The sequence below is a fragment of the Anaerobiospirillum sp. NML120449 genome, assembly GCF_023051105.1.
Classification (GTDB): domain Bacteria; phylum Pseudomonadota; class Gammaproteobacteria; order Enterobacterales; family Succinivibrionaceae; genus Anaerobiospirillum.
In genome coordinates this window covers 1-25,732 of record NZ_JALKIL010000015.1, presented here as the reverse complement: position 1 = coordinate 25,732, position 25,732 = coordinate 1, and the positions used below count along the sequence as shown (strand labels likewise).

Genomic DNA, 25,732 nt, shown 5'->3' with positions numbered 1-25,732 from the left:
CTGGCTGCCTGACTGGCTGCCTGACTGGCTAAATGGATGGCTGGCCTGAGCAAGGCGCAGCAGCGCCCGCCCAGGAGAGGTCGCAATCAGTGCCAATGAGCCTGCGGGCTCCTGACGGACTGCAGGCAGAGATTATGGTCAGGCAATGTGGGGCGCAAGTGCGCGAAAAAGCGTGCCACTTTTGCACGCAGGGCCGTATTTTTCCCTGGCGCCGCCGTGGTCGTGCACCCAGGATAATTCACGCTCCCTTTTGGTGCCCATGATGTTGCGCTGGTGCAGACAAGAATGGCAGCTTGATTATGAGAGCTTAATTTGTCTAGTATGGGTCCATGCTAAATCGCCCCAGGCCTCACTATGGTCTTAAGGGCTGATTTGACACAAAACAATACTGATAATTACTGAAAGTACCTTCCTTATTTATATTGTCTCCACGCAAAAACCGGTCACAAACATGCAAGGTCTTCAATACATTACCTGTTAAACGTCCCGTCAAAGGTATTCCCCATGAGTCAAGAGACAAAACAGCCTGTAGATGCTCAGGTTCCTGCCCCTGAGCACAGTGCCCAGCAAACTCCCGCCACCACAGCCGCCGCCAGCAGTGCCCCGTCATCGGCACAGCCTGGTGCTGCCCCGGCCCCACAGGCCTCTGAAAAGTCACCTGCAGGCGCCCCGGGCGCAGCTGCTGCCGGTGCCGCTGCTGCCGGTGCCACAGCCAGTGCCGCTGGCGCCCCTGGCGCTGCCGCCGGCCCTGAGCCAAAGCTCAAGCATCTGCCAGTTAACATGTACGCCATTGTTATGGGTCTGGCCGGCTTTTCGCTCACCTGCCATGCTGTAATAGGCAATGCCACCCTCGATCTCATTACCGGACTGCTGGCTTCAGCGGTATTTGTTGTCCTGACCATTCTTTATGGCATTAAAATCATCAAATACCCTGGTGCTGTGGTTCAGGAGGCCAGTCACCCGGTCAAGCTCTCCTTCTTCCCGGCTTTTTCCATCAGCCTGCTGCTGCTTTCCTCAGTATGGCTCAAGTATGATTTTGCCAGGTACCTGTGGCTGGCCGGCTGTACTATGCAGCTGTTCCTCACTTTATTTGTGCTGTACTCTCTGGTTCACAAGAGCTTTAACATCAACCACGTCAATCCTGCCTGGTTTATCCCGGTAGCAGGTCCTCTGATTGTGCCTCTGGCAGGTATTCAGATGGGGTACGGCTTTATTTCATCAATTGCCTATCCTGTCGGCTTCCTGTTCTGGATTCTGCTCTTTACCATTTTGCTCTACCGTCTGGTATTCCACGATCCTCTGCCTCCAAAGCTGGTTCCAATGCTGTGCATCATGCTGGCTCCGCCATCAGTTGCTGCCCTGTCATATCACGCCATTGACGGCTTCTATGCCGTTCCAGAGGCCGCTCCCTCTCCTGTAGTGCTGATGCTTTACGGTATTGCCTGGTTCGTCTTCGTCTTCCTGCTTACCAATATCAGGCGTTTTATGAAGGCTCCTTTCTTCCTGTCAGCATGGGCCTACTCATTCCCTGTAGCTGCCTTTATTCTGGCTACCAGAAAGCTGGTTCCAGAGTTTGCCGACCCGGCCTACAAGGGCGTGCTCGAAATTATTGATTACACCCTGTGGGGCCTGTTTACCATGCTGATCCTCTGGCTGGCAGTAAGAACAGTTGGTCTGATTGCCAAAGGCAAGATCTGCGTTCCTGAATAAAACCCCGGGCTGCCTCGCGCAGCCCCCAGCCCTGCCTGAGAACCAGCAGCGTAGCTGACCTGGCATGTAATCTCAAACTCTTCGCTGCACAGCTGTACTTTTAAGCACAACACAACAGCACAGCACTGCTCTGCGCATTACTGTCCCGTCCCGGCAGGCAGGTATTAAATATCTCAGCACGAGCTGATCTCACAAATAGAGCACCTGGCTTTCCGTCCGGTGCTCATTTTATTTCTGCAGCCTCACTAACCGCTCTGAGCCCAGCCCGCTGGCCCCAGGTCCAGGTCCAGGTCTCCGCTCAGGTCTACGCCCAGGCCCGCGTGTCAGCGCTGGCAACCACGTTACAGGCTGCCATGCTCCATAACCGTCCTCTGTACAGGCCCTCGTGTCAGTGCCGCCCCCACACCATGACCAGACGCAACACAGGCCTGCATTTAAGAGCATACTCCCGCCGGAGCATGCAGCCCTGCACCATGTCCGACTGGGGGCATGACCATTGGACACAAAGCTCCCTGGCACCCTGGCGCCCAGGCTGACATTACATGACCTGAACTGGCAACAGGCGCTCTCGCCTGGCACTGTGAGAGCAACCGGATCAGGCAAAGGCCAGTTTGCTACTGGCCCTGAGTTCAGACCTGTCTCCACTGCACCAAAGCAAAAAAGCGCAGCCATGGGGATGACTGCGCCTGAAGGTGTTTAGTGTATAGAAGGTAATCGCGGGTTATGACCTTGCCCGGGGCGGCCCCAACTCGGTGAGCCTGCGACAGGCATTTCAGGTCAATGGCCCTGTTGAGGTCCATTGTCCTTTTGAGCAAAGGGGCCTGCAGGGGGCCAGTTTCCTTTTGTGGTCAACGGTCCTGTAGGGGCAGGTGTCCTCTTCAGGGCCGTTGTCCTGTCAGGGGCAGCTGAACGGTGAGATGCAGCTGTCCGTGATCTTAGATTTTGGCGGTGATATTGAACTCACCACGGTTAATCTTTTCAACCAGTTCGGCATGCTGCTCTTCGTTGAAGGTGTACATCTTGAGCAGAATAATGCGTACTACAGTACCAAGAGCCGGTAACAGAGCGATGCAGAAGAAGATACCGTCCATGGTCTCGATGCTCTGAGCCTCATTTGGCATATAGCCCAGTATGGTCAGGAGCACACCGGAGAAACCGCCGGCAATGGCAACTGACAGCTTGCCAGTGAAGGTCTGGCCGGCAAAGGTAATGGCGGCACAGCGCTTGCCGGTGTGGTAGTAGGAGTACTCTACGGTATCGGCAATCATGGCGGACACTAACGGATTGGTCATCATGAAGATGATGTTCACTACGGACAGCCAGATAATAACCTCGGTAACTGAGTCATAGCCGCTCATATAGAAGCCGATACGGGCAGCAATCTCAAGCACGCACAGGACGATGAAAATATCGCGCTTGCGGAAGCGGGCAGTGAGGAAAGGAGTTACCAGACAGGCAATGGAGCAGCAGATAGTAATGGTGCCTACTGCAGCTACCAGAGAGCCGTTACCCATATTGTAGGTAAAGAAGTACAGGTAGAGATTGTTGGCAATATTACCGAAGACATTCATGGAGAAAATGCCCAGGATAATAAAGAGCGGCTTGTTGGTCTTTACCACCTTGAAAGTCTGCAGCAGGGTAACTTTGGCAGCATCGCCCTCTGGACGGACCTTATATATGCAGCTTTTCACCAAAAAACAGCCCTGCTGCCACTGCTCAGGCAAAAATTTTTTAAAAAAAGCTTGCATGCACGTTAAATTTCTATATAATGAGCACCGTTCCAGCGACGGAGCTGAATAGAAAAGCTTCGTAGCAGCAGCGGTGAGATGTCCGAGTGGCTGAAGGAGCACGCCTGGAAAGCGTGTATACGGTAACTCCGTATCGGGGGTTCGAATCCCCCTCTCACCGCCATGATTAAGCAGCGCAAGCTGCTTTTTTATTGCCCGCTTCATAGATACATCATATCAGGTTCAGCCGCTGCCTTACCAAACTGGCCTGTCCCCTCTTCGTTTTATCTCATCCCCAATAAACATCTGATTTATCTGGCGCAACCATTATGATGGCATTGATCTGCAGCCATGCTTATCTGCCTCCGTCGTCACCATTCCCCTGATCCCGATACCATGCTCGCCGTTCCCATAGCCAGTAAGGCCAGCCTGAGTAAAGCCCGCTTAAGTAAGGCCGCCTCAGTTAGCCAGCAGCGGTCAGCCCCTGCGCTGTTCCTCCCGTGTGGAGCCATCGTAAGTTGCTGTGCCTGACCTCCCGACCCTCAACAGTTCCGAGCATAATGCTCTCAGGTCCATACCAGGCCGATGGTATAAGAATCCCTGCGCTTAGACAGCTCTGACACCAATACGTGACCAACGACATGAGCCTGCATGTCCGCTCCCAAATCATTTCCTATACCGCTCCTGCAGCTCTGTCAGCTCTTCCAGACCTTTAAGACAACCTCAGCAAGCACATCTCAAAATATTTTAGATATGCATCTCCGCCTGCAAAGCAAAGCGGCATCCATGAGGCAGCACAGCCCACTGCCAAATATTTCCTGCACATTTGTACATGCCTCTGAAGCCCTGCAACCTCTGCCCCGCTAATATCTTTAAGACGCTCATCAAACTCTTTTATATAAGCAACTGTAACTGAAAGTGGCAGAAAGCGGCACAGTACGTTTATTGACCCAACATCTTTCAGTTAGAGCATCATTAATACTCTTTACCCCGGCATACCATCGTCCCTTGTCCATTTGTCTCTGCTAAGCCTGACAACTTGTTGATCACGCTCTCTTTTCTGGCTTCAGGTGCCAATATGCATAACTCCTGTCTCCTTTTACCATGCCAAAGCTTATGCTGCTGCTTTACCCCTGTCACGCTGCTGTATTTGCTTCACCTCTGTTGTTCTGTTGAGGGTGATACCACTGTTTGTGTGCATAGACAGCTGTTGCTCGTTGAGGCTGATGCCGCGCTTGCATGCGTGGCAGCTGTTGCTTCGTTGGGGCTGACGCCGCTGCTTGCACGCAGTTGCTGCTGTTGCCCTGTTGACTGATCATGCAATACACAGCATAATGTTGAACGTACCCAAAATATCAAAATTCGTTTTTCCCTGTTTTCACTCAAAGACGGTGCGATATCGGATGTACCTGAGATCCGGTTTTAACAACTGGATCTGGTTTTACGAGCTGTAATAACTCTTTGCGCTATTTCATGAGGGGACCCTGCGTTGCAGGCTTTCCGGCCACATATACATATGTGAGCTCTGTGCGCATCGAATCTGCTTTTAAAGTACTGACTTTTGCTTTATAAAGCTTTTGGATCCATATAAGTAAATGATGTCAGTAATGAGCATTACACCATGCCCAATCAGGGGATGGCTATGCATGAGCCTGATCTCAGATCTCAAGTCTGCTCTCAGAGCTGCAAATAAGCAGATATTTAGCATGTCCTTACCCGGGGATGGTAAGTCTTTACTTACTGTTACGGCATGCATTCATTAATCACAGGCACATGGTAAGGCTTATCTGTCTTACTGTTGAGTATCTCTTCACAGAATACTTTTGTGCCTGCCTGCAGCTACGTTACAGGGGGATAATTATATCCTCCACCTGCCCAGGTCTTAAGACCAGGCAGCAGGGCCTGCGCGGTTGCCCAACCGTGCCGGTCGGACGGAAAGCAATGATAAATGCTCTTGATGTATCGATAATACGTATCCGTCCGGGTCAGTTAAGGCTTGTCCATGATCTGCACACTCTTTTCAGAATGTTCAGATCTCTATGCTGTTTCATTTTGCAGCATGTATTTTCTCAGCGACAGAAGTACTGTCATGCAAGGCCAGGCCATATCACGCCATGATATGCCTTATCACGCAAGGCCAAGGTATGCATTCCACACTGTCCAGAGCCAGGCAGGTTCAACACAGAGAGTCCTGCCAGCTCCAGCAGGCCTTAACTGTCACGGTCAGCTGATACTCTGCTGTTTACAGTAATGGCAGAACAGTCCCGGAACATTAATTTATTATCCGGCCTCAACTTCGAGGCCAGCTGCAGTACCTGCCTGTCAGGACCACTGCAACATGTGCCGTCCTGATTGATTTCAGGACGGCTTTTTGTCTTTATCCCTTCAATTCTTTATCAGCAAGTGGGCAAGATATGAGCTCACTGCCCGCCCCACAGCTGACTGCATTCTGTATTTGCCCGCACCCGGCATCTGAAAGCATCCTGCATCTGTCCGCAACCAAAATCTGAATGCATCTTCACCTGACCTCATCTATGTCAACGACACACCATCATCTGTCGTACTGACTGACTAACTGCCAGCTGCTGCTCCATCTACAGCATCGACATTGGCATTGGCATTGGCATAGGCATCGGCATTGGCATCGGCATTGGCATCGACATTGGCATTGGCATTGGCATTGGCATCGGCAACAGTACCTGTGCATTCTTATACATATCCGTAAGCCTGGGCAGCATTACAGGCATGCGCCCGCTTTTTCAGGCGAAGCTCTCCCTGCAGTCATTAACTGCGTGTGATGGTACGGGGCCGTAATGCATGTCTGCATAGCTGACTTTTGTTAAGTACTTCACGGTACATGACATGCTTTCTAAAACTGTAAATAGTGAATAAATTGATACAGGCAGTTGGCAGCAGCTGCAGCTCTTTGTGCTGCCTGCCACGCAGTCCATTATTATGAAAACGGCTGATGCATTTGCAGTCTTATTGCTGACAGGAGCTGGTGCCGCAGGTGCTGACAGAGCCAGGCCAGGCACCTGGACAGTAAGGGATTGGACTTGATTGTATTGGCCAGGTGGGTATTAGCCAGAAAAGATGAGATGCGATGCAATGCGACAGGATGAGGCTGGCAGAGTCTGTATGAGCGCGGACAGCTGCCGGGCAGGGAGCGGGGCTAATATTGAAGTTCAGGGCGAAAAAAAGGCCCCCGGCAAGTGCCGGGGGCCTTCTTTATCGTGCAGGTCCTGAATCGCTCTCAGGCTGCCTTGGGGGCTGAGCCCTGGCGCCCTGGCGCAATGGGGCACTGGTGAGCCAGTGCGCCGGGAGCCGGGGCGCCTTATCAGGCGGTGAAGAGCGGAATCAGACCGTAGATGAAGATAGTAACGATGATTACCGGAATGATATAGCGTACGTAGTGGAACCAGGCATTGTAGAGCACGCCCTTGAGCTCATGCTGATTGGTAAGCTCGTTGATGGAGTGCTCCTTTAACTGCCAGCCCACGAAAACAGTGGCACCCAGAGCGGTGATAACAAAGCAGATATTGCCTGAGAAGAAGTCATAAGCATCGAATATGGACTTGTTTAAAATGGTGATATCAGACAGCGGTCCATTGGACAGGATGCATGGAATGTTGCCCAGAACAAAAATGCTCAGCAGAGTAATGTTAATGGCACCTTTATAACGGATATGGAACTTCTCGTAGAGAACGGAAATGATTACCTGATAGATAGTCAGAGAGGTGGTCAGAGCAGCAATTACCAGCAGCATGAAGAACACAATGGCAAAGAAATTACCAAAGGCCATATTAGAGAAGGCAATAGGCAGGGTCTTGAACACCAGGGAAGGACCGGCATCAGGGCTCAGACCGGCACTGAACAGTGAAGGGAAAATCATAAAGCCGGCCAGCACAGCAATGGCGGTATTGATAAGACCGGTAATCACAGCGGTACGGGCCATATTCTCGTGACGGTTCAGGTGTGAAGACAGGGTAATCATGACACCAAAACCAAGAGAAAGAGCAAAGAATACCTGACCTAAAACATCAAGAAGCAGCTTGCCACTGAGCTTGGAGAAATCAGGGGTAAGATAGAATTTTACGCCCTCAAGTGCGCCATCAAGGGTAAGATTACGGCCCACCATGATAATCAGGCAGATAAAGAGCATAGGCATGAGGAACTTAACGGAGCGCTCAATGCCGGCAATAATGCCTTTGCCCAGGATAAACCAGTTGGCCACCACAAAAAGACCGGTACAGACAGTGATGGTCAGAGGGGAGTTTTCAATCTGTTCGGTATAGAAAGCACTGGTCAGCTCTTTGGATACAGGAGCTGACAGATCAAGGCCGCCTGCTACACCCATCATGCCAAGGAAGACATGGTAAATATAGGAAATAACCCAGCCGCCAATAGGCATGTAATAGGACAGAATACCAAAGGATCCCAGCAGACCCATATAGCCAAAGAACTTCCAGGCAGGATTGTGAGTGGCGCCGGCCGGGAAGAAAGCGTCAACACTGTTAGTCTGGGCACGACGGCCAATGACATTCTCTACCAGAATGATAGGAATGCCCACCAGGAGCATAACCAGAATAAACATCAAAACATAAGCGCCGCCGCCATTCTCGCCTACCAGGTAGGGAAAGCGCCAGGTGGCACCAAATCCGATTGTAGCGCCGGCTACTGTCAGAATGTAAGTAAGTCGGCTGCTCCAGGTCTGTCTGGACATTGTAATTCCTCAAAAATTAAAACCGCATTGCTCTCAATGGCTACCAGATCCTGATCTGCATGACCTTGCCTCTGGGGCCTGCAGTGCATGCACACTGCACCTGTGTCCTGCCTGTGGCTGACTGGCTCAGCAGCTGCATCAGGATGACTGCCTCAGGCGCCCGCCTGATGATCACTGCCTCAGGCAGCCTCAGGCAGCCTCAGACAGCCACAGGCAGTGCGTGGCCGGACAATTGAGCTCAGATTGCAGGGCTGAGCCTGACAGGCATGACTGCATCTGCCGTAACCTGTTGCCAGGCAGGATCACAGACAGACAGCGCAAAGTCATGTAAAGGCCTTCCTGTCTGACTCTCATGCTCTTTTGACATCATGATGTCAGATGGATACGGCATCACCGGCCTTACGTACTGTGTCAGCCTGGCGCCGCTGCCCGGAAATCAAAGTCCTCAGGGAGCTGCACTGTCGGAGCTTATCTGAACGCTCAGCAGAACTGCTGTTGCGCTGGCCACTGGTGATAGCGGACTGGTAATAACGGTGCACGGGCCCCTGGGAAGAGAGCCTTGCGCACTGGGAGCACTGTGCAGCCTTAAGGCATAAAGCAGCGCTTCCATAAGGCAATGCGTACTGTCTGCACGCCCGAAAAGGGAGCGGGCAAGTAAACTTACCGGCCCTGCTGTCCGGACATATGCTGACAGCAATTAACTGTCCTGAACTTCTGAGGAAAAATAGCGCTAACGCTCAGCCCACCATGTGCGGGGCGCTTGCGCTATGTTTCAGCGCAGATCACCCGGGAGGCTGTAACTGCAGGGCAGTTTCAGCCCCTGACAATGATCTCAGCAAGTCAGGCAGCATCATAATAAAAACCTGCCCTTACCATGTCCCTGGATCCAGACCACGTCCATCACCAGACCTGATAAACAGGCACGCCGTGCGCCATTGTAAACGATATAACCACTCATTACAAAATTACCGGAGCACACACCCGCCCCATGCTCCGCTCTGACGCATGGGCATGCATAAAAATGTGCTTTTTCATCAGCAACGCTTAACCTCCATGCCCCTGCCACACCTCCCTCCACATCACATACCCCTCTCCCAACGGCTGCGCCCCAGTCTTGCTGCAGCTGAGCTGTGATGGACTGCAAATTACCCGGCCAGCCAGCCCCGGCATCATGAGCAGCTCCGCGCTGCCGACAGGGCAATTAAACTGTACTCTGCCATGCCGCAATCGCCGCATGAGGCCACGCAGTGGTCACGCCTCCGGGAACTGGGGCAGGCTTGAGCTGGTGCCTTGCAGTTTGCAGCTGGTGCCCCACCTGCGCCATACCGACTGCGCCATACCGGCTTTTTGCTGCCATGCGCGGACCACCGCGTGCAGGCAGCCGTGCGCGGGCTGGCTGGGGGATGCCGCGCTCGGGCAGGCTGGGGGTTGCTGTGCCGGTGCCACACATCATAATTACTAACCATGACCAGGCCCACGTGTCCGACAGTACCGACAAGCTTGCTATACAGTCAGGACAGACATTCCAGACAGAAAGTACCGACGCGCCCGACAGTAGCGACAGCAGTGCCCGGGCGCCAGGTATGGCCAGGAATATCTGCCATGGCAGGCCGTACTGGTAAGGCGGCGCCGTTTGCCGGGCCGAATTGCCCGTCCTTGCAGATGCCGGGACTAATTTGGTGATGGTGCTGTACCGGGTTGTGGTGTACTGTGCTGAATTTTGCACAGGCGGGCGTGATTTTTGCCTGTATCCTGTATACTGCCAGGCCCTGCCAGGTTCCTCCATGAGAGCACAGCCACAGCACAAAGCGCTGTGCTTTGGGGCCGGGGCGGCATTTCAGCTATAATGAAAAAGTTATTGTGTATAGGCAAAAGCCCGTTTGGCCGGGAGGGGGACTGTTTCCTCTCTGTTTTTTACGTCCGGGGCGATACATTTGAGATTGAGCAATGTCAAAGCAAATCAAAATAAACCTTGATGATAAAGTCTTTGAAGCGCTGGCTGCCCTGTCGTCACAACAGGGACAGAGCCTGCAGGAACGCCTGAGCAGTGCCTTAAACAGCCTGCTTGATCCGGCTGCACCTGCTCCAGCTGACAGCTCCTCTCAAAATACACCTGGCAACTCCCGCCGCAGCCCGGATAAGGCAGCCGGTCAGGCAGGCGCAGCTCAAAATGCAGCCCGCCCTGCCCCCGGCGCAGCTGATGACGATGCCGCTGCAGCCCCGCCTCCAAGACGCAGAGGGCGGCCACCCAAGGCCGCTACTCTGGCCGCACGTGCTGCTGCAGCCATGAATACTGCAGCATCAGCCCACAGTCCAGCTCCGGCCACCCGCGCAGCAGCTCCAGCAGCTGCACCTGCCGCCGCCAGGGCTGCAGTGGCTGGTGCTCCTTCAGCGGCCGCCTCAGCAAACGGCGCGCCGGTCAAGCGTGGTCGTGGACGTCCACGCAAGTATCCTCTGCCTGAATCTGCAGGTCAGAGAGCAACCGGCGCCCGCGCAGCTCAGATTGCGGCCGCTGCCGCAAAGGCTGCACGCCCGGCTGCTCCATCAGCTGCCCCGGCAGCTGCTGCAGGTGCTGCGGCTGCAGGTGCTGCTCCAGCTGCTCAGGCCGGCGCAGCGACACCTGTGCGCAAGTCACGCGCTCCAAGAAATCGCTCTACTCCGGGCTACCGTCGTGGCCCTGAGAGTATTGCTCTTGCCATTGCCAATGGTCATCCTCACCCTTACTGGCGTGAAGGCGCCCAGCCAGGCCAGTACCGTTTTATCGATCTCTTTGCCGGTATTGGCGGTATGCACCTGGCCTTTGAAACTGCCGGTGCCTTCTGCGCCTATGCCAATGAGTGGAACAAGTACAGCCGTACTACCTACTTTGCCAACTTTGGCATGGAACCCCAGGACGATATCACCATGGTCCCGGTAAGCGATATTCCTCAGCATGACATTCTGGTAGCAGGTTTTCCCTGCCAGCCATTTTCCATTGCCGGTGTCTCCAAGAAAAACAGCATGGGCCGCGCTACCGGCTTTGCTGACAAGACCCAGGGCACGCTCTTTTTCGATGTCTGCCGCATCATAGCCGGACACCGTCCCCGTGCTTTTATGCTGGAGAATGTCAAAAATCTCTGCTCCCACGACCGTGGACGCACTTTCAGCATCATTAAGGAAGCCCTGCATGATCTCAATTATGAGGTCTTCTATGCCGTGCTCGATGGCCGCTTTTATGTCCCTCAGCACCGTGAGCGTATTGTTATCGTGGGCTTTGACCGCAAGCGCTATGGTCAGGGAATTGATTTTGCCTTCAACCTGCGTCCAAGCGAGCGCACCCTGGTGGTACGTGACATTCTGGAAAAGCAGGTAGCTGACAAGTACACCCTGTCTGACCGTCTGTGGAGCTTCTTACAGCGCTATGCCGCCAAGCACCGCGCCGCCGGTAACGGCTTTGGCTACGGCCTTGCTCCGCTCGATGGCATTACCCGTACTATCAGCGCCCGCTATTACAAGGACGGCTCGGAAATTCTCATTGCTCAGCCAGGCCGCAATCCACGCCGCCTGACTCCACGCGAGTGCGCCCGTCTGCAGGGCTTTCCTGACAGCTTTACCATCCCGGTTTCCGATACCCAGGCCTACCGTCAGTTTGGCAACTCAGTAGTAGTGCCTTTGATGGCAGATGTGGCCCGTCTGGTCATCGAAAAGCTTACTGAGCTCGATGCCATTCCGGCCGATCAAATTGTACCTGCCATTGATCCGTCTCAGATCAGTGCCGCCTTTACCAGCCACTCCTGTCCGGGCAATGTCTTTGTTTCAGGCGAGGGCAACACCCTTTCAGGCTTTGATGACTTTGACAGCGCAAGCCAGGACATTGAGGACTACGATGCCTCCAGCTACCAGGATTCTGATGAATCATCAGCTGACATGGCATCTGACGAAACCTCAGATAACTTCGCTGAGGGTGACGAAGGCAGCTACGACTATGCCGACTATGATGAGGCCGATGCTGACTATGCTGATGCCGATGCCGTCGAAGCCAGTGCTGATGTCGACTATGATGAGGCCGATGCTGACTATGCTGATGCCGATGCCGTCGAAGCCAGTGCTGATGTCGACTATGCTGATGCCGATGCTGACTATGCTGAGACTGACGACCAGCAGTGGGAGAGTGATCCTGATTACCAGGAGCAGGTCGACTATGATTTTGGAGCTGACTACGATGAAGCGTATGCAGCTCATCAGTCTGACTACGCAGCTGATGCCGATGCTGCTGATGAAGCAGAGTCCCAGGAGTACTATGCTGCCGATGATGATGGCTATGCAATGGCTGATGCAGAGGCTGAAGCCTATGCAGATGATGATGGCTATGACCAGTCAGATGACGGCTACGATCAGCAGGAAGATTACGACTCTGAGTATGAGGATTATGACTACGCTGATTCAGAGTCTGACAGCCAGGCAGATGACCAGTATGAAGAGGACGCTGACTATGTTGCCTCAGCTGACAACTACAGCCTGCCTGAAGCCCAGCCTGCGGCTAATGCCAGTCTGCCTGCAGTTGCAGTAACCGATGCTCAGGCCGCCGCCAGTGCCGCACTGAGCGATATTGAGGCTCTGAAAAACATGGGAGCCAGTCAGGAGCTTAATGCTGCTCTCAAGAACACTGCAGATGAGCTCAATGCCGCTCTGGCCCGTGCCCGTGAGGCCATTTCCGCCCTTAACAGCGAGACTCAGGCCCTGAGCAAATTTGGCAATACCGTATCTGCTGTTGTGCCAGTCTTTACCGACATGGCTCAGCTCATGCTCACCAGCATTAATGCCATGGAGGGCAAGTCAGCTGCCCAGCCTTTAGATGTAACTGCCCAGGAGATCAGGACCGCTCAGGACGACACCCAGGCCCACAGCTCACCTGCCGCCCCGGCTGAAAAGCAGATCAGAAACTCTGCCCGACCAGCACGCGCCCGAGCTGCTCTCAGCACTGCACCGGGCAAAACCGCAGCTGCCCCATCAGCTCAGAGGCGATCTGATTCTGTAAGATCCGCCCCGGCAACACACAAGGACAATCAGCAGGCCAGGTCCCCGGCCCAGGCTCAGCCGCATGCTCCGGCTAAAGCCCCGGCCCAGGCTAAGCCACAGGCCCCGGCTCAGCCACAGGCTTCGGCTAAGGCCCCGGCCCAGGTTAAGTCACAGGCCCCGGCCCAGCCACAGGCTTCGGCTAAGGCCCCGGCCCAGCCACAGGTCAGAGCTCAGAGCCGATCCCCGGCGGCTGCAGCGACCACAGCAAGAGCTAATACCAAAGCTCCAGCAAGGTCTCAGGCAACTTCAGAAGCATCTGCCCAGGCATCACAGCCGGTCCCGGTCCGTGCCCCATCAGCAGGCAATGCTGCCTCCCGGCCAGCTGCCAGAACTCCAGCACGTGCGGCAGCCCCTGCGCCAGCCGCCCCAAAGACCAGAGCTGCCCAGCCTCAGGTCCAGGCAAAGGATCAGTCTCAGTCCCCTGCAGCTGCGCAGGGCGCTGCAGCCAGACCGGCTGCAAAAGCTTCTGCCAGCGCCCGCACCGAAGCCCGCAGTGGCTCCGTGGACAGCCGTGCAGGCAAAACACAGGCCCCGGCACAGGCCCAGCCAAAGGCACGCGCCCAAAGTGATGATCAGGCCGCCGCAGCCAGCCGCGCAGCTTCAGCCGCTCCGGCAAAGAAGCCGGCAGCTGCGGGCACTGCCAAAGCAGCCGCCGCCAAAGGTGTGCCTCAGAGTGCTGCTGCAGGCGCCGCTCCTGCAGTCAGGAGCACCAGGGCACGCCCTGCTGTTAAAGGAAAGGTCAAAAACATTCCGGCTGCAGATACTGTAGACACTGATCCAATGGCAGATATCTTTGAGGAAGATGAAATCTTCAGTCTCGTTCCTCAGGGCATGGACTTTGACGATCAGTAAGCACAGCCTCACTGTCAGTAATGGCCGCCCAGTCTGACTGCAGATACGCTCAAAGCTGTACCTGCAAAGCAGTGAGCAAGGCCGTACAGCCGGCACAGAGCCCCGCACCTGAGGTAGCGGGGCTCTGCTTTTCTGGCCCATGAAAGTCAGGCGCTTTACAATCAGCCACCAGGCCCACAACTTCCCCCTCGCCCGCCAGGCGCACACATTCAGCCACCTGGCTGCAACTGCAGCAGCTGTTGCAGCCCAAAGGCCATACAGCTCCCAAACCGGCGCCTGCACCGGCTCATATCCAGGCATTAAAACTACACTGTTTTTCTGTCACCTGTACTGCATAAAAAGCCCGCCCGTGCGGGCTTTGCCGCCTTATTGACATATGGCTGTGGAACATAATTTGCTGTGCAATGCCCTTAAGGTCAAATTCTGACCATTATGCATTTTCCGGCTTCTGTACAGTTACCTGGGGACAAAATAAGCCCTTCCAGGCACAGGCCAGGCTTTATGGCTTATGCTCAGATCAGCATGGTCACAGACCTGCAGCTGACAGCTGTCTTACAGCCTGTGCACGCGCACTGTCCGCCTGACTCACTTATAAGGCAGGTCAGCCATAAACAGTCTGCAGCCATCAGGGCTGTGCCTACAGTGCTGTCAGCACTGCGCCGTGGCCGCTGTCCTCTGGGAAGCGGTACGATGCCATGCCCGGTCGGAAAACGAGTTTTATCGGTACCCTGTTATCTGGTACCTCTGGAGTTTGTATGATTAAGAGCAAGTTCTTTTTACCATTTGCCGTGGCCTGCGCTGCCATGGTGACCGGATGTGTCTCCTCATCCTCCTCTTCAGATCTTTCTGCCACCGGTAACAGCACTGTACCGGAGAAGATCTCCACCCCTGAGGAGTTCATGGATGCCTCCATCAAGGAGCTCTACTCCACCGTCCAGAAGGTCTACCAGACCGAGTACTTTGCCCTTGGCATCCCTGATGGCTGGAATGTTGTAACTTTCAACAACGCCCCGCTTGATTCATCCATCTCTGTTGAGAAGGCTGACAAGTCCACCATGGTAACTGTCCGCATCAACAAGGCCGTACGTCCTACCATCAAGGAGACCTGCGATCTTGCTGCCGAGGGCTACCGTGCCAATGGTGTTGAATTCACCTCCAAGCCGGAAGTTGCCTACGGTACCTGCATTATTGAGGGCCGTGAGAGCGAGCAGGACGTAGCTCTGTGGCTGCGCCAGTACGATGATGACAACTCTATCTACACCATCAACTACACCGGCTCTCTGGAAAACGTAGGACAGCTGCTGGGCTACCTTACCGGTAATGAAAAGCTCATGCAGCTGATGGTACGCCCAATTGGCGGCGGTGCTCTCTAAGCACAAAAGGCCACGATGACCGCCATGCCAGGCCATACCATGTAATGCCCGGCCGTACCATGTAATGCCAGGCCATACACGAGCCACAAAGCCTCTGCAGCTGTCTGAGCCGGCAAATGCAAGTCTCCGTCCCTGGAACCTGCAGCCCCTGCATTCCCTGACCAGGCCTTATCTGCCAGGACAGAGTTCACATCAGATATGCTTACAGGGAAACTCACAGAACATACAGTGAGGCAGAGCTAAAGCTCAGGGCGCACAGCAGAGCTTATGGCATAGCAGCAATACAACCACAGTGACCGCAGCTCCGGCAGCGCCGCAGGGCCTGCATGACCGGGCAGCAGCCACTGACCTTCAGGGCAGCAGTATCGACACTCGATCTGCTGCCCTGCTGCTTTTTAAGGCCCTGAAAAACACCTGGACAGTGATTTTGAGGTGATTTGCAGCAATGCGACTCAATCTGGATGCGGTCATCCTGAGCACAGAATGGCGTCAGACTGCAGGGATATGCATTGCAGTGCACAGATATGCATATGACCAGCGACCATGCTTCAGCACTTTGAAAAAGCCATCAGCATCACCGTACAGGCAGGCTGGGCCGGGCATGCGGCAGATTCACAGGACAGCTCTTGCAACGCCAGGCATGAGGCAGACTCACAGTACCGCCCCTGCAGCGCCGGGCATGCGGCAGACTCACAGTACCGCCCTTGCGGACCGTAAGTTTCCTGTGAGCAGATGACATGTATGAGAGGGTGGTAGGGGAATCTGAGCAGACGGCAGGGCTCTTAAGCAGGGGATGTGGGGCTTGAGCGGCCTCTCAGTAAGGCATTGGCAGAGCACGCACTGTAATGCCGGGGAGCGACAGTTATCAGAAAAAATTGCATCAGGGCCTGAGGACGTGTCGGGCCGGTGCCTGGTGCTATACAATACAGTCCATGGAAGACAGGGATATCTGTGAGCAACAATACCCTTAAGCTTTCAGCTTCGCCCACCTAATGGAGAATTGCTATGACACAGCCAGCCGAGCAGAAAAAGACCGTACGTGTAGCTGCTGCTCTGATTGTTCAGGATGACCGTTTTCTAATTGCCCGCCGCTCCGAGGGCCGTCATCTGGCCGGGTACTGGGAATTTCCCGGCGGCAAGATTGAGGCTGGCGAAAGCGCCCAGTCTGCCTGCTCCCGTGAGGTCCATGAAGAGCTGGGCTGCGTAATTGCCGTGGACAGCTACTTCCTGACCTGCAACCACGAATACGATGAATTTAACCTCTCAATGGATGTCTACATCTGTCACATGATGCCCGGTGAAAAGGTCACAGCCTCAGAGGCTCACTCCGAGCTGCGCTGGATTACCCCTGATGAAATGGACAGTGTGGAATTTGCCCCTGCAGATATCGCATTCCTGCCGAATATCCGCAAATTCATGCAGGCTCATACCAGTGTCACCACAGCCAAAGGGCGCTCCATAGCCTCATAGAGCCCAAAGACATAGCGGCTGCCCCCTGTCAGGCCCATAGCACTCAGGCCCATACCATGGCTTTTTAGCCAGCGCCGCCCACCAGGCATGGACGCTCCGGGCTGATAGCTGAGGCAGGGCCCTGAGAGCAATGCCGCCCTCAGGCCGGCTGCATCTGACTGCCTGAGCCCGGACAGCGGCGGCCCCGGACAGGCCATCTTTGACAAAGCCACACCCCCTCAAGGTGTGGCTTTGCTCTTTTGAGCAGGACCACACGGCCCGGCAGACCATACCAGTCTCAGCCTAAGGCACAGCCGGCTGCCATGCACAAGGCACAGGCACAGAGACAGGCACAGCATGCTGCCATGCACGGCCATAGTCTGTGTCTGACAGTAAGCGCAGGCTGCATTGAGGTGTGCAGCTGCAGGCAGGACGGCACTCATGCAGCAAGGCTCGCTGTCTTTCATGCAGGAAAGCCTCACGCCCAGTGATCGTGTTCCAAAGTCCGGGCAGCCCCGGCAAAGACCTGTGCTCTGTGACGGGTACTACAGCAAAGAGCAGTGCCCTGTGTCAGGTACTGCAGCAAAGAGCTGTGCCCTGTGTCAGGTACTACAGCAAAGAGCTGCTGCAAATATCAGCCTGCCAGAGTCTGAGCAGTTTTTCTTTGGCGCTGGTGCCCAGCACAAAGCCTCCCGGGTTAAAGCTGCTGCCAGATGGCACCACCATATGGCAGGGTATGAGCAGGAGTACAGGATTGTTCTTCAAAGCCATGGCTACGGCCCTGTGATGTACTGGTACAGAAGTGGCGGGCTCGCTCTCAAGGCCATTAACAGCTCTGTTCCCGGTCACCATATCAGGTCCGGGACTGACTTCACAGCCATACTCCTGAGCTTTTGAGTTAACCAGCCGGGCAAGCTCCTTATAGGTAAGGGTTCGCCGGGGACAGCAGCGACTGAATCTTATCAGGGCATGCAGAACAGCTGCGCTTGTGGGTGAGACCAGCTTATCTGGGCATAAAGTCAGCTGCAGAGCATAGAGCTCAGAGGCAAAGCTGCAGGCTGTTCTGGACTTTCTGCCACGTCCCATATCCTCTATGAGACTTACCGCTCCTGCAACCCTGGCTGCAACAACCTGAAGTTTCTCTGTATGAACTGCACAGCGCCCGGCTCTGCTCCTGGCTGCATATTCAGCCTCACAATTCCTGAGAGACAAAAGAACAGATTCGCCTGGACCTGCCATGTCAGCAAGCTCTTTTACGCTGATCTCAACTGGCTCGTTGCCATTATCAAGTTTGCTTATTCTGGTAGACAGCAAGGCAGCACGCTCAGCCGAGTGCAGCACATGAACTCCCTGCCATGAAAAGATAATGCTCATGGTCCCCAGCACAGTTTCAAAAGTGCACATAAAGGATCTGTCTGATAAGTCCGCGTTTTCAGCCATTGACGTCTCACAACTAAAATATTAAAGAGAGTGTTATTTCATACCTCAGCCGCCCTGCGCGGTCGCTCATGATACGCAAGGGGGCCTGCCCACATGCCCGCCCCTGACTCAGGCAGTAACACAGTAACTGCATGAAAGTATAAGCTGACTGCAGCAGTATTACAGGTCTTCAAGGTATGAGCTCCGATAAAGGCGTGCACTTGTACCAGCAAACACCGGGTCGCACATAGCAGGATCACATTGTCCATTATCACCTGACCTCAAGACAGTCATGCAGACAGCTCAATGGAGCAAGATCACAGCACTGCTGCAAAGCCCCCTCAACTTGCTTGCATATTCTCGATAATCACAACGCTCCTGCCGGAGAAAACAGTAAATACAATGCAGGGACAAAGGCAAGTTCAAAAACAAAAGCAAGGGCGGGGCAGAGGCAAGGGCCGGGGGCAAGAACTAAGGGAATGTAATGCAAGGTCAGAGACAACAGCCATGTCAGCAGCCAGAGAATGGCAAGGATACAGCTACAGGCACAGGATCGATCTAAGGGATGGATTGGCTCTCAGGCATGTTCCATCTTATCAATGGCGGAAAGGGCTCACAGCCTGAAGAGCTGAAAAGACGGTGAAGATAGCACAGGCAGAGCGATGTTGCTGGCCATAATCATGGCAACGGCACATGAACCCGCTGGGACCATGGCCAGGGTGAGACCATGCCATGCCAGGCCAGGCCTGCATGCCATGCAGGATAGCGAGAGTATGGACAGCTCAGATATACGACGACAGGGCATATGACCATAGCAAGGCCAGCGTAAAGGCTTGCTGTTCTGGGCTATACGGCATGGGTATGGGCAGAGGATGCTGGCGCAGGTGAAAGACCTGGAGGCCTGTAAACTCACAGACATGCCAGTGATGACAGGTAGTTGCTGTAAAGGGAGCTGTGGGGGAGGTGAGGGCGCACCTGGAAAACGCAAAGACAAAAGCTCCGACCTTCATGATTTGTTTGACTGGTAATCATGCAGGTCAGAGTAGCATTCAGAAACTGAATTCTGATAAGAAGGCCTGTAAGCAAGAAGACATTGCCAGGCTTCTGCACCCGTAGTGAATGGTTATCAGCACTGTGGCTGACAGGTGATGTAGAGTTTTAGCTGCCAGAGCATGGAACCCACTTAATGAAGCTCATGCTGGCCTGATAAGAACTGTCAGTGCTTAGGAAAGGCCCCTCACGTTTGGAGAGGCCCAGCGCTACCAGGTAGCTTACCTGACAGCATTAACGTCAACACTAATTGGAGTAAATTCTACCATATGAATTACGCCTAAAACGTTATTTTCTGTGAGAAAACTCACAATATCAGCGCCACGCAGCATGAGTATTGATATATGCTTTGTTTGCAATATATCAATGATATATCTAGTAAGGAACCCCTTAAATATGTCGATTTTCATAAAATCAGCATAAAATTAGGGAATGTGTTCAATATATTTACGCACATGGCATTGTTTTGAATCAGACAATAATTAAGTCATAAATTCCGCGAGCACAAATCTGTATTCTCATATTTGCGGTTTCCACATTAAAATTCACGCATGAGCAATAATGTCTATTGAAAAGTGAACATAACAATTGTTTTGCGGCTTGGGGCTTGAGCACATTTCCAGGCCCCAGCCCGCGTCCCTCCCCCTGGATCTGACCATTTTGAGCTCTGCCCTCCTATAAGATGCACGCCCTCCATAACCGGCCTCAACCACAGTCGCAGCATTTGCCGCAGGCTGGCCTTATCCCGGGCAGTGCTGTGGTGAATCACTCCTGCTCACATAATGGGTATACATAAAGAAAGAGCGCCATCCCGTTTAACCTCACCGGGCAGACAGGTTAGATAAGGCGGCAATACTGACTCCTGCAGGTCAGATTGACAGGCCAGCCCAATATGCCTCAAGGCCCCCTTGATTAATCAGACAGCAAGATGCCTGCTTGCTGAGAGTGATGATGCAGCACGAGTGCACAACGTCTAATCTCAGAATGGATGAATGGATGAATGGGTGAGGTGCGTCGAGGTGATGCGATGCTATGCGATGATGTGATAAATGAATGCTGCAAGCACGCATGCATGCACGCCTGCCTGCATACATGCCTGTCTGACTGCATGCATAAACGCATATGTGGCAGTGCCTCCCTTGCAGCTTCAGCTCTTATAACTATGCTGGCATGCGACTTAGCTCTTTTATGTCCTGCATGCTACTTCTCTCCAGCATGCCGTTGTGCCCAAGGTTATTCATAAGGGTGGCGCTTACGCAGGTGCCAGACAGACGCTGACTGATTACACATGAGATGTGTCCGCCGGAAGAAATGATAAGTATTGCTTATGCGGCTGTTTATATCGCAGGCCAAACCGCTCACCGCTGACAAGCTGCCGACCAGGACTGCAAGTAAAAATAATTCTTTACAAAATATTATGTCGGACGTAAAGATAAATCAGGGAAAAGAATACAAAGTAAGAACACAAGGATAAAGTGCAGTTGCAGACCAGGATCGATACGATGTGCAGGGACGGGAATATGCCAGACAGGGCGCTGTAACGTGGGCGTTAATATGGGCGTAAAAATTGCCCAGATATGGGCTTTCAGGCCAGCTGTAGCTGTTACAGAGATAATTTGCCGGTACAGTAAGCCTCAAGGTCCAATGTTACCGGTTGCACCATTGTCGCCGGAGCTTCTCTGCTTGCCTGTAATGACATTGAAGATTTGACGGTCTGCTGCTAATATATGCGGCCTGCAAGCCTGTTGCAGACAATTCACATGCTGGAATAATGAGCCGGAAAACAGCGTCTATACACACTGCTGCGAAGCTTTGTGTTACGCGTCACATCCATAATCACACATACTTGACTGTTTAACTTTTCTTTTGCACATTATTCCGCACCAAGATAAACACAAATACCTCAATATGGCAGCTTATCACTGCCCGCTATCTTGTTGCGCATCCCTTTCACATGCCGGGATGAACTTGCCGCTGTGCCCGTACACACACCGGGCATCAGGATTTACTGTTACGCCTGCACTCACACCGGGCATCAGGATTTACTGTTACGCCTGCACTCACACCGGGCATCTGAATTTACTGTTACGCCTGCACTCACACCGGGCATCTGAATTTACTGTTACGCCTGCACTCACACCGGGCATCTGAATTTACTGTTACGCCTGCACTCACACCGGGCTTTCAGGATCTGGAAAACTGTTCTTAGGAGAGATTTCATGGCCTCTGAGCAAAATAAGGAAAGGAAAGCATCCTGTACTTTAGCCAGATGGGTTGATGGCTGGAAGGACTGGATGAAGCATGAAGGCTATGACTCCAACACCATCTCCAAGTATGTCCAGTCCATGGACTGCTTCCTTGAGTTCTGCGAATACAAGAACGTATCCCGGGTTTCTTTCAATACTGCGAAGATCGACCTTGAGTTCTTCAATGACTGGCTGAAGTGGCAGCTGGAGCAAAAGGAGCTTTCTGCATCATCAGTTAATACCCGTCTCAACGGTCTGCGTAACTACTTCAAATTTGTCCGCTACTATCATGCAGAGACAGACTGCTCTCGTCTGTACTTTGATCTGCTCAATGTCAGCACCATCAGACGTCCTCCACCTCCTGATGAGTATCTCAATAATGACCGCATCTCCCTGCTGATGTCTGCTTTCCCTGATACCCGTATTGGTCACAAGAACAGATTTATGGTTCTGTTCATGTACATTACCGGTGTCAGAGCCAATGAGCTCATCAGTCTTACCGTAGGCGATCTGCATCTGGACGGCGACATGCCTTATCTGCATATCCACGGTGAGTTCGATCAGCAAAGAGACATAAGACTGGACAGTGACATGATTGAGCAGATCCGTATCTTCCTCAAGGAGCAGCACGGCGACGTACTCAATCCCGATGATCCGCTGTTCTTCGTCAACAGAAAAGGAGAGCGTGCCCGCACCGGCTCGGCAGCTGTTTTACAGATCCTCAAGACCTACTCTCACAAGCTGCAAAAAGACCATCCAGACTTCCCGGCGGTCAATACTCTGCTAATCCGCCGCAGCTGTGCTGAACGCCTTTATGAAGACGGCGTTCCTGTTGAGGCCATTGCTCTGTACATGGGACATAACTCTCTGGTCAGCACTACCCGTGTTATCGACCATAACAGGCTGACCAACGCACGCAGCACCCGCACGCTGATGCGCAGACTAAGCTCACTGATGTCTGACAGTACCAAAGACTCAAAGAACCAGTCCTGACAGCTGCAGAGCTGACCAGGTACGGCCTGCCACACAAATGACACGACAACGGCAGCCAGCCTCTCAACGGCCAGGGCCACACCAATGGTGTGGCCCTGTGCTTTTGGGGCTGTACAGGTGCTGCATACATGCAAAAACGCACGGCATACGACAGACACAGCTGCCGTGCCTGAGCACCACGCAACACAACGACACTGCCAGTCTGTGCACTTCGTACCAGGCCGCTCATCCCGACTGAATCCATGCAAGGCAAAGTCAGGCAGAGGCATGCGGTGTCAGGCAGAGTTATGCGGACTCAGGCATGGCCACGCCGGGCCACTACGCAGAGCAGGACGTAGCAGGTTCTGCCAGTCAGACCAGGGATGACAGGAACACCTGAGGCTATATTACAGTGGAATCGGATTGTAAGAGCAACTGATATCAGTGAAGAGGAAGTAAGGTTTGGATAACTGGAAGGACGACAGGATGACAGGGATTTTGTTGTGCGGGCGCTGACAGAGTAAAAGTCATACTGTCCTGATGGCAGGAGTTAAACCCGGGAGCAGGATCTGGATTTAATGATGGGGGAAAAGTGGCTCGCAGGTGATATGAAAAGTCCAGGTTAAAAGCTGATTATCACGCGCCGTGCCCGTGCGTTCGTGCTACGTACCATAGATATGGAAAAAGCAAAAGTGCTTTTTCAGCCCCCTCGAACTTCCATGTTAACGCCATTTTACAGCACTTTTCAAGGCTTATATTTGCTTAATTTACACTCCCGAATATTGAAAAAACGTGCCTGTGTGCTATCATGTAATCACGGTAGCAATACCGGCTAATGGTTTCTAGTATGTTCGCCAGCAAGTTTTGCCCTGAGCCGATAATTACAGATTGGGCCGTCTTCTTGAGCTCCGTTGTGCACGCCTAAACTATTCAGCCAACTGGGTAGTCCCTTGAGAAGCCTTAAGAGCCACAGGTAGCCCACCTTGAACTTCTGGTTCAAGGAGCTGAACACGGCAGCGACATGGCCGGGGCCATTAGTTATATATTCTCCAAGCAAAATTACCAGAGCTTTCTCTGGTTTTTTTGTATCTGAACTTCCTGCCTGCATTACACACTTCTGCCATAACGCAGCCCCGACACTGCTCTTCTTGCTCACTGCCTGTTACGGCGCTGTCAACTCCCTCCCAATCCCATACCGACCTCAACAGCTCCAGCCAGCCGGCTTCACCATGCCTGCAGCCTGACAAAGAACATACAGCCCTTCAGACCTGCTGCTGACGTTGAGCATACCGACTTTTATACCTGCTGCTGACTCCGAACATACTCCTCTTCAGACGTGCTGCTGACGTTGAGCATGCTGCCATTAATGTCTGCTGCCTGACAAAGACCAAAATTCTGTTCGTGCCCGGCCAGGCTGCATATTTCAGGGTACAGGGCATAACGTGATCGCATACCTTAAACAAGCCTGCGTCAGGGCCATGATCTTACAGGTAGAATATACAATGGCATCTGAACTGAGCTCCGCACTGAGGCACAATAAGCGGGTCATCCTGACCACGCCGCACGTGCTGATGCATCAGTACTATGACTTATCGGCCGGACTGTTCCTTATGACCCGGCCTATGCCTTATGTCCCTTATGTGTTTAAGCAGGAGAATTTGTTGTGACATCGCCAAACGCTGCTGAGCTTACCTTGCCAGGTGAGGGTCTGTTTTTCACTTCTGATACACACTTTGGCCATGCCAATATCATCAAATACTGCAGCCGTCCTTTTAACAGTGCCACGCATATGGATGAGATGCTGATTAGCAACTGGAATGAAACCGTAGGGCCTGAGGACACAGTCTTTCACCTTGGTGACTTCTGCTTTGGCAAGCCGCAAAAGTGGCTTAGTATTCTGGAGCGTCTGAACGGCCGTATCTACCTTATTGTCGGCAACCATGATGACAGGGGACTTAATGATAAGGTGGTATCCCGCTTTGCTGCTGTCAGCATGCAGATGCGCATCAGGGTCGATGGCCAGAAAATCTATCTGAACCATTTCCCATTCCTGTGCTTTGATGGCGGCTACAGCAACGTCTGGCAGCTCTTTGGCCATGTGCACAGCAAGGCCGGCATGACAGGCATGGAGTCCTCAAGGTTAATGCACCTTTACCCTACCCAGTATGACGTTGGAGTAGACAATAACGACTACCGCCCGGTTTCATTTTCCCGTATCTGCTCTGTCATAAACGCCCAGATTAAGGCAGCAAATGGTGAGCCCCAGTCAGATTAATAGCATCGCTCTGATCTTTACCCTCATCTCTCAGCCACATCTGCAAAAGCCCGCGCTTTCCATAATGCTTTCTAAAACGATAAAGATAAGCAATGACAGTGCCCAACAGTCGGCACTGTCTGTGGTGCAGCCTTTTATTAAGTGGATGCTGCGCACACCTCTATGCAGCTGCAATACAGGACCATCTGCCGTTCAATAGACAGCCTCCCTGACCTGAACCTCACCCATACAGGCTGCCCCATTTCCTTGCACGATAACCTCTACCAGAGCCTCGACTTGCACCTCAGCCTGTACCTGAAGCTTTACCCACCTATAAACACTCTACCATAAGATTTGTAATGCATGTTTGCATGTCAACTGATGATGCTGTCTATCATTTTTGCATTGTTACAGGTTACCAGAGCAAAGATATTCATTCCATTACGTTTTGTATATTGTTTTTGCATCAGCATTCCTCTAACTGTCATGTCATATCATTTTTCCCTGATATGAGCGAATTTCTGTGCCTGTACTTCTTACTACCTTGAATGTGGAGGTGGAGCTGTAAATTACAGTCACAGCTTTACAGTTTTATAAAGTATTATTTACAGTAATTGCACTGCATAAACCTGTGTTTGCCGCATCTCAAGGCCTGCTGATGCACTCAGAAGCTTTACAGTGGAGGCATTTTGCTGTTCGATTGCGGCTCAATGAAATGCATTAGCATTACGCAGTGGCCAGATTGATGTACATTGCACATGCAACTGAGAGAGTACGTACTTTCTGAGTGTGGGGTGTGATGATTTAGCTGATTTATATAAGATTCCTGCATGTTCCATAACATACAGGAGACGTATATGGGCGTTAAAAATGACGCAGCTGTGCCATCGTGCAAAAGG

Annotated in this window: 9 protein-coding genes, 1 tRNA gene and 1 other RNA gene; 8 read left to right on the top strand and 3 right to left on the bottom strand. The window is 52.9% G+C overall.

What is annotated here, in order from left to right:
- Positions 1 to 504: 504 nt before the first annotated feature.
- Positions 505 to 1,710 (top strand): SLAC1 anion channel family protein, encoded by a 1,206-nt coding sequence (locus MXE41_RS06160; protein WP_247099847.1) that lies wholly within the window; start codon positions 505 to 507, stop codon positions 1,708 to 1,710.
- A 935-nt stretch (positions 1,711 to 2,645) separates the two neighbouring features.
- On the opposite strand, the gene MXE41_RS06155 is transcribed toward MXE41_RS06160, so the two are convergent.
- Positions 2,646 to 3,401, bottom strand: coding sequence for an MFS transporter (locus tag MXE41_RS06155; RefSeq protein ID WP_247099845.1), 756 nt, complete (start codon positions 3,399 to 3,401; stop codon positions 2,646 to 2,648).
- A 129-nt stretch (positions 3,402 to 3,530) separates the two neighbouring features.
- Between MXE41_RS06155 and MXE41_RS06150 the strand changes: the two genes are divergently transcribed.
- Positions 3,531 to 3,621: transfer RNA gene (locus MXE41_RS06150), tRNA-Ser, on the top strand.
- A gap of 3,153 nt (positions 3,622 to 6,774) precedes the next feature.
- On the opposite strand, the gene MXE41_RS06145 is transcribed toward MXE41_RS06150, so the two are convergent.
- Positions 6,775 to 8,160, bottom strand: coding sequence for a sodium-dependent transporter (locus MXE41_RS06145; RefSeq protein ID WP_247099842.1), 1,386 nt, complete (start codon positions 8,158 to 8,160; stop codon positions 6,775 to 6,777).
- Positions 8,161 to 10,107: 1,947 nt separating this feature from the next.
- Here MXE41_RS06145 and dcm point away from each other — a divergent pair.
- The 3 genes from dcm to MXE41_RS06130 all read left to right on the top strand — a co-directional run bounded on the left by dcm (position 10,108) and on the right by MXE41_RS06130 (position 16,913).
- Complete coding sequence (dcm, locus tag MXE41_RS06140; RefSeq protein WP_247099840.1) at positions 10,108 to 14,070, top strand: DNA (cytosine-5-)-methyltransferase; 3,963 nt, start codon at positions 10,108 to 10,110, stop codon at positions 14,068 to 14,070.
- A 755-nt stretch (positions 14,071 to 14,825) separates the two neighbouring features.
- Complete coding sequence (locus MXE41_RS06135; protein ID WP_246977832.1) at positions 14,826 to 15,443, top strand: hypothetical protein; 618 nt, start codon at positions 14,826 to 14,828, stop codon at positions 15,441 to 15,443.
- A gap of 1,005 nt (positions 15,444 to 16,448) precedes the next feature.
- Positions 16,449 to 16,913 (top strand): (deoxy)nucleoside triphosphate pyrophosphohydrolase, encoded by a 465-nt coding sequence (locus tag MXE41_RS06130; protein ID WP_247099837.1) that lies wholly within the window; start codon positions 16,449 to 16,451, stop codon positions 16,911 to 16,913.
- Between the two features lie 588 nt (positions 16,914 to 17,501).
- Here the strand turns inward: MXE41_RS06130 and MXE41_RS06125 are convergent.
- A complete protein-coding gene (locus MXE41_RS06125) occupies positions 17,502 to 18,266 on the bottom strand; it encodes an MGMT family protein (protein ID WP_247099834.1) in 765 nt (254 codons plus the stop codon).
- A gap of 3,314 nt (positions 18,267 to 21,580) precedes the next feature.
- On the opposite strand from MXE41_RS06125, the gene MXE41_RS06120 reads away from it, so the two are divergent.
- The 3 genes from MXE41_RS06120 (at position 21,581) to MXE41_RS06110 (ending at position 24,854) form a co-directional block, all read left to right on the top strand.
- On the top strand, positions 21,581 to 22,600 hold the full coding sequence (locus MXE41_RS06120; RefSeq protein WP_247099832.1) for a tyrosine-type recombinase/integrase: 1,020 nt from the start codon (positions 21,581 to 21,583) through the stop codon (positions 22,598 to 22,600).
- 815 nt (positions 22,601 to 23,415) lie between these two features.
- Positions 23,416 to 23,615: non-coding RNA, 6S RNA (gene ssrS, locus MXE41_RS06115), on the top strand.
- Between the two features lie 627 nt (positions 23,616 to 24,242).
- Complete coding sequence (locus tag MXE41_RS06110) at positions 24,243 to 24,854, top strand: metallophosphoesterase (RefSeq protein WP_247099829.1); 612 nt, start codon at positions 24,243 to 24,245, stop codon at positions 24,852 to 24,854.
- Positions 24,855 to 25,732 lie beyond the last annotated feature (878 nt).